Origin of the sequence: Mesorhizobium sp. M7A.F.Ca.AU.002.02.1.1, from assembly GCF_003998535.1 — a bacterium.
In the GTDB taxonomy this organism is placed as follows: Bacteria; Pseudomonadota; Alphaproteobacteria; order Rhizobiales; family Rhizobiaceae; genus Mesorhizobium; species Mesorhizobium ciceri.
Genome location: NZ_RZPB01000916.1, coordinates 1 through 2105, shown reverse-complemented (window position 1 = coordinate 2105; position 2105 = coordinate 1). Strand labels below are relative to the sequence as shown.

General features: G+C 62.6%; 3 protein-coding genes. 2 read left to right on the top strand and 1 reads right to left on the bottom strand.

The window, feature by feature from the left end; translation table 11 throughout:
- Positions 1-510 (top strand): alpha/beta hydrolase (locus tag EN879_RS33250; RefSeq protein WP_127274572.1); only part of this gene is annotated, 510 nt, incomplete at its 5' end.
- Positions 511-647: 137 nt separating this feature from the next.
- Positions 648-1811, top strand: coding sequence for an alpha/beta hydrolase (locus tag EN879_RS33245; protein WP_127274571.1), 1164 nt, complete (start codon positions 648-650; stop codon positions 1809-1811).
- A 161-nt stretch (positions 1812-1972) separates the two neighbouring features.
- On the opposite strand, the gene EN879_RS33240 is transcribed toward EN879_RS33245, so the two are convergent.
- Positions 1973-2105 (bottom strand): adenine deaminase C-terminal domain-containing protein (locus EN879_RS33240; protein WP_164774741.1); only part of this gene is annotated, 133 nt, incomplete at its 5' end.

The following is a 2105-nucleotide window of genomic DNA, read 5'->3' as shown; positions in this document are numbered from 1 at the left end:
CAGTTGGAGGTGACGCTCAGGATGCTGGAGCAGTCCGGCGCGCGGCGCATCGACATCGTCGCACATTCGCTCGGAACCTGGGTCACCATGGAAACGCTGCGCCAGATGGCCATCACCGGCGATCGCGATCTCGGCGGCAAGCTCGGCGACGTGGTGCTGGCCTCGCCCGACATCGATGTCGACGTGTTCAAGAGCCAGATGCGGCGCTATGGCAAGCCCGACAAGCCGTTCATCCTGCTGTTATCGGACGACGACCGTGCGCTGCGGCTCTCCGGCCTGATCGCCGGTTCACGGCCGCGTGTCGGCGACTACAAGGATGCCGCCGATCTTGCCTCCTATGGCGTGACGGTCGTCGACCTGTCCAAGGTCAAGGGATCGGACAGCTTCAACCATACGAAATTCGCCGACAATCCGACGCTGGTGAAGATGATCGGCCAGCGGCTGCGCGAGGATGACGGCTTTGCCAGCGACCGTGATGTCACCGACCGCATCAGCCTGCTTGGCCAATAGGTGCGGTCTCGCGGCGATGCCTGCCCGGCATCGCGGACGTATGGATTCACTTTGAACTGGACCGCGCCGGTCTCTGGCCTTATCGGAATAGCCAGCGACGTCACGCGTTTGACGTCCCCTTTTGCGGGAGCCTGCGTGTGACCGTGCGTTCGAAGAGCTACCTCGTCGTTGCATCGGCGCTCGCTGTCACCGGCTGCGCTGGCGGGAAAACGCACGACCTGCTCAACAGGACGACGGTCTCGGTGCCCGCATCCGACATCGCGGCCACGCATGAAATCTTCGTCGCCACCACCCGCCAGAGGGCAACAAAAGAGCCGCGACAGGTTTACGACGGCGATCGCTCGCTGACCACCAGCTTTGCCCGTGTCGACGTCACCGTTCCCAAAAGCCATCAGGTCGGCGCCATCGAGCGGGCCAAGGGATCGGCAAACAGCAATCCTGCCAAGGATTTTACCGCCAAGGACGTCACTTTCTATGAAGGCGCGCCCCAGTTCGCCAAAGCGGTCGGCGCCGACATTTCCATGCGCGGCGACCGTGCGCTGGTTTTCGTGCACGGCTTCAACAACGGTTTTGACGACGGCATCTACCGGCTGACGCAGATCGCCCACGACACCAAATATCCCGGCACCCCGGTGCTGTTCTCCTGGGCTTCGAGCGGCAAGACCACGGGTTACATCTACGACAAGGAAAGCGCCAACGCAGCGCGCGACGACCTCGAGGCGACGCTCAGGATGCTGGCCAAGACAAAGGTCAAGAGCATCGACATCATCGCCCATTCGATGGGAACCTGGGTGACCATGGAGACGCTGCGCCAGCTTGCCATCACCGGCGACCGGGATCTCGGCGGCAAACTGGGCTACGTCATCCTGGCCTCGCCCGACATCGATGTCGACGTCTTCAAGAAGCAGATGATCCGCTACGGCAAACCCGACAAGCCGTTCGCCATCCTGCTCTCTGCGGATGACCGGGCTCTCAAGCTCTCGTCCCTGATCTCGGGCGACAAGCCGCGCGTCGGCGACTACGGCAACGCTGCAGACCTCGCCAGCTATGGCGTGTCGGTGGTCGATCTTTCCCAGGCCAAGGGCGGCGACCGCCTCAACCACGCCAAATTCGCCGACAACCCGATGCTGGTGCAACTGCTCGGCGCCCGGCTGCGGGCGCCGGCGGGCCTCGCCTCGGACGAACCCGACCCGACACAGCTCAACAATCTCGGCCAGGGCCTCGGCAAGGCCGTCGGCTCGGTCGCCGAGATCGTCATCACCACGCCGTTCAAGGTGCTGACCATCGCCACCGGCGGGTGAGCCAGCGGGCGGCATTGGCCCTAGGATTGTTGAGATTCGGGTCAGGCCGAGCCGAAAGTGGTGGTTTTCGAGAACCGGAGCGGAGCGTACTTAAGTACGTGAGCACCGGAAGCGCAGAAAATCGCTACTTACAGGTCGGCATGGCCTGAATATCAACAATCCTAGACGAACAGATCGACCTTCTGGAATGTCGTCACATCGATCAGGCCGACATCGGAGATCCTGAGCTCCGGAATGACGACCAGCGCCAGCAGCGAGTGCTGCATGTAGGCGTTGTTCAATGAACAGCCCATC